The sequence below is a fragment of the Limnothrix redekei LRLZ20PSL1 genome (genome assembly GCF_043235035.1).
Taxonomy (GTDB): Bacteria; Cyanobacteriota; Cyanobacteriia; order CACIAM-69d; family CACIAM-69d; genus CACIAM-69d.
The window spans coordinates 1-6,358 of sequence record NZ_JAZAQF010000032.1 but is presented as its reverse complement, the minus strand read 5'-3'; the positions used below and the strand labels follow the sequence as shown (position 1 = coordinate 6,358).

General features: G+C 53.1%; 6 protein-coding genes. 2 read left to right on the top strand and 4 right to left on the bottom strand.

The window, feature by feature from the left end; genetic code table 11:
* Positions 1-143: helix-turn-helix domain-containing protein (locus tag VPK24_RS06540; protein WP_393011500.1), on the bottom strand; the 143-nt coding region annotated here is incomplete at its 3' end.
* Positions 144-214: 71 nt separating this feature from the next.
* Here VPK24_RS06540 and VPK24_RS06535 point away from each other — a divergent pair.
* Positions 215-844, top strand: coding sequence for a glycosyltransferase family 61 protein (locus tag VPK24_RS06535; RefSeq protein WP_393011497.1), 630 nt, complete (start codon positions 215-217; stop codon positions 842-844).
* Between the two features lie 331 nt (positions 845-1,175).
* On the opposite strand, the gene VPK24_RS06530 is transcribed toward VPK24_RS06535, so the two are convergent.
* Together VPK24_RS06530 and glnA are read right to left on the bottom strand one after the other, a co-directional pair.
* A complete protein-coding gene (locus tag VPK24_RS06530; protein ID WP_393011495.1) occupies positions 1,176-1,913 on the bottom strand; it encodes a Coq4 family protein in 738 nt (245 codons plus the stop codon).
* 515 nt (positions 1,914-2,428) lie between these two features.
* A complete protein-coding gene (gene glnA, locus VPK24_RS06525; RefSeq protein WP_393011493.1) occupies positions 2,429-3,850 on the bottom strand; it encodes a type I glutamate--ammonia ligase in 1,422 nt (473 codons plus the stop codon).
* Positions 3,851-4,252: 402 nt separating this feature from the next.
* Between glnA and apcB the strand changes: the two genes are divergently transcribed.
* Positions 4,253-4,759, top strand: coding sequence for an allophycocyanin subunit beta (gene apcB / locus VPK24_RS06520; RefSeq protein ID WP_099531842.1), 507 nt, complete (start codon positions 4,253-4,255; stop codon positions 4,757-4,759).
* Between the two features lie 226 nt (positions 4,760-4,985).
* Here the strand turns inward: apcB and VPK24_RS06515 are convergent, their stop codons facing one another.
* On the bottom strand, positions 4,986-6,215 hold the full coding sequence (locus tag VPK24_RS06515; protein ID WP_393011491.1) for an MFS transporter: 1,230 nt from the start codon (positions 6,213-6,215) through the stop codon (positions 4,986-4,988).
* Positions 6,216-6,358: the final 143 nt, after the last annotated feature.

Below are 6,358 nucleotides of genomic sequence, written 5' to 3'. Positions count from 1 at the left end.
CCAGTGGAGCGATATAGGTTTAGAAGCCGTCTGACTGTCTCTGGGCTAATCGAAAATTGTTTTGCTACTTTCCGAATCGAAGTGTCTCCCTTCTCGTAAGCTTCTACGATTTTTCGGCGCAAGTCCAACGAATAAAGACTCATGAGTTTTCCTGACGATAACTTCACTACACTGATAATTATATCGTGCCATTTGTTATAGGCAAAGGCTGTATATGAACGGTATCACACGCTATGCCTGTACTTTTTTACGAAATACGTTCTTGAGCCGGGTCTTACAGCAGCAGGAATTGACGGCGATCACTGGCAGTGTGGAATTACAAGCCACAACTAATGGACAAGACGCTCAACCCACAGAGAACCATCTGTCTAGAAAAACAGGCAGCTTGTCTATTCATCCATTGGGTGTTGACAAGACAGCTAAAAAAATCTATATCACACGGAGTAAAGCGAGTTACCGGCGGTTACTCAATGAAGCAGAAGTGATGGAGTTTCTCGTAGCCGATGGATTTGAGATTGTTGAACTGGAAGCACTGCCATTGTTGAAACAAGTAGCCATGTTTGCCGCTGCGAAAGTGGTGGTTGCGCCCCATGGAGCGGGGCTAACTAATTTAGTGTTCGCCTCACCTGGAACCTGGGTTCTTGAATTGCTATCAATTTCCTATCGACCAGTCTGCTACAAAGTGATCAGCGAGTTTGTAGGCTTAAACTATCGCTATGTGATTGGAGAAGCCATTCAGCGAGCAGATGGACTTTTTCAAGAGGAACCAGCTTGGTATGACTTGAGAGTAGATTTAGAAAAAATCAAGGCGATTTTGGCAGAATTTAGCTCGTCACCCAGTTGACTTAATTCCTACAAAAATAACCCTACTAGTCTAAGCACACTTTATTGACTATCCCTGCCGTTTCTTCAGAATTTCAAAACCTGTTTCGCCTCGTCCTCCTTCGCATCCACCTCCACCAACACACCATCATCCAGCTCGATTAACTTGCTCGCCATAGGTCGTTCACAGCCTCCCGTTTTGCCCTAGCCTAGCCCGATCGCCCTTGGGTCACGAACGGCCCAAAACCAAGAAGCGATCGAGCCAGGCTTGCCAACACAGCAAACGACTCGATCGCCTCTGAAGTTACGACTAATTCATCAGTTCAGATTTAACTGAAATGGCTGCATTAGATTCATGATGAATACTGAATGGGTTGGATGTTCAGCTCTGCTTGCCATTGGCTCAAGGGCTTTTCCCATCCCTCTTCCCACTTTTGAGCAAACAGAGGTTGAGCAGCCTTCCCCATTTGAAATCCCTGAGCGATCGCCTCTAGCAAGAGTGGCAATGTTGTGGGTGCCATCAGAGTGCTGATAATCAAACTGTTTGCAACCAACATGCTGGCTAATGGATAGGGAAATTGTGGCAAGTGAAATGCCTGCAAGCCAATTTCGCCAATTTCAGAGGGAGCAAATCCAGTCACAATGTGCCAAAGATCATGGGTTTGACTCAGGCGCATTTCAACATATTCAGCGTCAGATTTGGCAGTCATTCCAGCATGGAGATTGGGATCAAAGCCCTTGTTTTTCATTTCCGCTGCATAGATATACCCCAGTGAATCCGAAGGCAGGGTCAGGAGGGTTTCTAAATCATGAGTAGGCGGGAAGTAGCGCTCACGGATCAAGGCGGCACAAGCCGGATTTTGACTGAGATGCTGTGCTGCCAAATCGTAAGCGGGAGTTCCCAGCAAGCCATCCACTAATTCACCCACCGTTTTCAGGCTATTGCTGCCAAGCAGCATCGCAGTGAACGACTTGAAAATCAAAAACTTTGAAAAAACCGACTTCATACCCTGAAAAAAAGAATTGGGGGTCGGCGGTTGCATGGAACCGGTCAAAGAGTCGTTCAATGTCGCTGAATGAAGCGGTTGCATAGACAGTAGCTCCAGGGGATTGCAAAATTAACCCAATCACCTCTCGAAAGAGGGTGAAGTTGCTGAATAGTCGGGAGAAAGCTAGCACTTCCGTTCGTTAGCTCATGCCCTGGCGGGACGGTGCTTTCAGGGGTGGGGCAACCCAGAAAATGAGTATCTCTCATGTTTTTAGGATATCAGCAGAATTTTTGTCTTGTCAAGCAAAACATGAGTAAATTTCATTTTTAATTCAGCTCGACAGTCGAGAGCAGTCTGAAATCTCAAGCGCAACGACTGACCCGTTCACTGTCCTACGCTGGCAACTGTCATCAACCACCATGATCTGCGTTATTTCAGTCCTGACTCCGCCCGATTGATCGCCCCAAACAGTTCCAACCCCAAAAAACGAGAGGCGATCGAGCCAGGCTTGCCAACAGAGCAAACGACTCGATCGCCTCTTTGGTTGTGAGATTAACAGTTGGGTTGGGCGGGGCGATCGGCCCCAGCGCAACCCAGCCACCTAACCCGCTAGGAAATTAGGCATCGTAGTACAGCATGTACTCGTAGGGGTGCGGACGCAGGCGCATCGGGTTCACTTCCGCATCCAGCTTGTAGGTGATCCAGTTGTCGATGAAGTCATCGGTGAACACACCCGAAGCGGTCAAGAAGCCGCGATCTTGATCCAACGCTTCCAGCGCGCCTTCCAGCGAACCGGGGGTCGAAGGAACTTTGCTCAGTTCTTCGGGGCTGAGGTCGTAGATGTCCACATCCAGCGGTTCGCCCGGATCGATTTCGTTCTTGATCCCGTCGAGACCCGCCAACAGCATGGCCGAGAAAGCCAGGTAGGGGTTGGAGGTTGCGTCGGGACAGCGGAACTCCAGACGCTTAGCCTTCGGGTTCGAGCCGGTCAACGGAATCCGGATCGAAGCCGATCGATTACCGGCCGAGTAAGCCAAGTTCACCGGCGCTTCAAAGCCCGGCACCAAGCGCTTGTAGGAGTTGAGGGTGGGGTTGGTGAAGGCCAACACAGCGGGAGCGTGTTTCAGCAAACCACCGATGAAGTTCAGCGCCATCTTGCTCAAGTTGGCATAGCCATCGGGGCTGAAGAATAGGGGCTGGCCGTCCTTCCAAATCGACATGTGGGTGTGCATCCCCGAACCGTTGTCGTTAAACAGCGGCTTGGGCATGAAGGTGACGGTCTTGCCGTACTTCTTGGCCACGTTCTTGATCACGTACTTGTAGGTCAGTACGTTGTCAGCGGCGCTGATCAGGTCGCTGAACTTCATGCCCAGCTCGCACTGGCCGGCGGTTGCCACTTCGTGGTGATGCTTTTCAATGGGCACGCCACAGTTGCCCATGGTCAGCAACATTTCCGTGCGGATATCTTGCAGGGTGTCGCTGGGGGCAACGGGGAAGTAGCCACGCTTGTAGCCAATTTTGTTACCCAGGTTGCCGCCTGCTTCCATGCGGCCCGAGTTCCACTGGGCTTCGATCGAATCCACGTGGTAGTAGGATTCGTGCTCGTTTTGGCCGTAGCGAACATCGTCGAAGATGAAGAATTCCGGTTCGGGGCCGCAATACACGGTGTCGCCGATGCCGGTGCTTTGCAGGTAGCCCAACACGCGAGCCGCGATCGAGCGGGGGTCGCGATCGTACCACTCGCCGGTACGGGGTTCTTTGATTGAGCAGACCATGCTCAGGGTGGGCACTTCCATGAACGGATCCATCCAGGCGGTGTTGGGATCAGCCACCATGGACATGTCGGAAGCTTGGATGCCCTTCCAACCGCGAATACTGGAACCATCGAAGGCCACGCCCTCGGTGAAGGCTTCTTCGTCGATAAGGCTGCGATGGAAGGTGCAGTGCTGCCAGATCCCGAAGAGATCGACAAACTTCAGGTCGATCATCTCGATATTTTGGTCTTGAATCATTTTCAAGACATCTTGGGCAGTCGTCATGAACGAACTCCTTGAACCTGTTTGTTTAGTCGCTCTTTGGAATAGATGCGAGGCACTGCCCCTCTGTCACGGTTGCGCTTAGAGCAAAACCTATAAATGACGCTTACTCGGGGTAGCGCTACATTCGTCACATCCTAAAGAGAGGCTAGGGCGGTTTTTGTATCAGAAACTACTATTTCTTCGCTGAGGGGAGATACAAAACTTAGTGCTGAGACTTTGGGCTAGGCGCTGCGGTGTGCGATGATTGAGAGGGCCCGAGCGTCGCCGCAGAAATCCGTTGCACCGTCTGATGTGTAGCGATTTCAGCCGAGTCCCGGGACGAGTTTAAGACAAGCAGCTTCCTTAATGTAGGCTACTGTCAATATTTCTCTTCGATAAAGACTGTTGGGAGAATCGCTCATGATGCGCGATGCTGTGACGACTTTAATCAGAAACTATGACATTACGGGTCGCTACCTCGATCGCGACGCAATGGACGACCTGAAGGCCTACTTTGCGTCGGGTGAAGCTCGGATCAAGGCGGCATCGGTGATTAATGCCAATGCGGCGGATATTGTCAAGCAAGCGGGCTTGGCTTTGTTTGAAGAAGTGCCCGAGCTGATTCGTCCGGGTGGCAATGCTTACACCACTCGGCGCTATGCGGCTTGTCTGCGGGATATGGACTACTACCTGCGCTATGCCAGCTACGCGATCGTGGCGGCGGATGCGGATGTGTTGGATGAGCGCGTGCTGAATGGTCTGCGCGAAACCTACAACTCTTTGGGTGTGCCTCCGGCTCCGACGGTGCGCGGCATTCAAATCATGAAGGACATTGTGAAGTCGCTGGTGACGGCGGCCGGTGTGGATGCCAGCGTGGTGGATGCACCGTTTGATTACATGACCCGCGAACTGAGCGAGTCGGACATCTAGGGTTTTGCCCGATGGGCAAGTCCAGCGAAACATCGCCTGTGGAGGTTGGGGCCTCTGCGGGCGATTGTTTTTGTTGGATGCAGGATTGTGGATGTTGGGTGAATGGTTTTGGGTGAATGGTTTTGGGTGAATGGTTTTGGGTGAATGGTTTTGGGTGAATGGTTTTGGGTGAATGGTTTCGGGATATGCGTTGGGGTTAATCAACGGTTATTGATGGTTTGGGATTTTAGGCCGATCGGGAAGTTTCCGGCCCGATCGCCGCGCCCATTGCCGTCAACAACATGACGATCCCCGCCGCCACAAACAATCCAGTGAGGCTGATTTCCAACAACGCACCCGAGGCCGCTTGCGAAAAGGGATCCAAGGCCACCGCCGCAAACATAATCAGGCTCATCATTCGCCCCTGCATGTGGAAGGCGGTTTGCTGTTGCAGCCAAGTCATGGCCAACACACCCACAATGCCGCCACCGATCCCCATCCCCCCGATCGCGATCGCGGCGAGGGCAGTGCTGTGAACAAAGCCCAGGGAAATTAAGCCCAATCCCAAGGCTCCCGCCAACCAAGCCAGGGGCGTTTTGAGGTTGGCGATCGCGTTGAGTTGCCCCGCAATTACCACACCCAGCAAGGCCCCCACGCCATAGGCGGCCTGAAGCGATCCAAAGGTGGTGGCGTTGCCCTGTAAGCGCACGGTCACCAGTTGGGCCACACCAATCACGATCGGCCCCAGGATGGCAAAGTTAATGGCCGCAATCAGCAGCAACCCGATCCGAATATCCGATCGCTGCCAGGCATAGCGCAACCCTTCGCCAATCTCTGCGGCCAGGGCCTGTTTCGGCGTTGACTGAGGGGAATGGGCCGATCGCCCGGGAGCCTTGGGTTGCACCAGAAAAATACAAAGACTGCCGAGCAACAGCAACAAAGCATTGAGGGTAAAAGTGGCCGTCAACCCCACAGCCCCGATCGCCAAGCCCGCCGCCGCCGGCCCAACCACATTCGTGATCTGTTCGCTGCCTTGCATCCAAGCATTGGCCTGAGCAAGGCGATCGGCGGGAACCAGTTTCGGCAACAGGGCCAAAACGGCAGGATAAAGAAAGGCTTCCAGGGAACCAAAGAGGGCCGCAATGGCGATCATCCCCTCCAAGAAGAAGCGATCGGCCAGCAGCATCGCCACCACGCCCATAATTGCCAGGGCCGCGATCGCCCCCGCCAGCGCCGCCACCCGATTGGTGGGCAGGCGATCGCTCATAACTCCCCCCAGCAACATCAACAGCCCCCGAGGAATTGCCGCCGCCATCAACACCGACCCCACCGCCCAACCAGATTGGGTTTCCTGCAACACCAACCAAGTCAGGGCTACCAACCAAATTTGTGCGGCACAGAAAATTAAAGTCTGACCCGCCCACAGGTACAAAAACTGTCGGGCCGGTCTCGATCGCAACCGTTTCAGATTCAACATTGGACACACCTCACACTAGACCTCTTGCACGAATAGAATAGCGGTGTAGAAAGTCGCTGTCACCACCCTCGGGAGATGCTCTACGAAAGCCTCGCCTCGCTACCCCCATCACAGTTCCGCCGTGCCTGTGGCTTTAGTCGTTC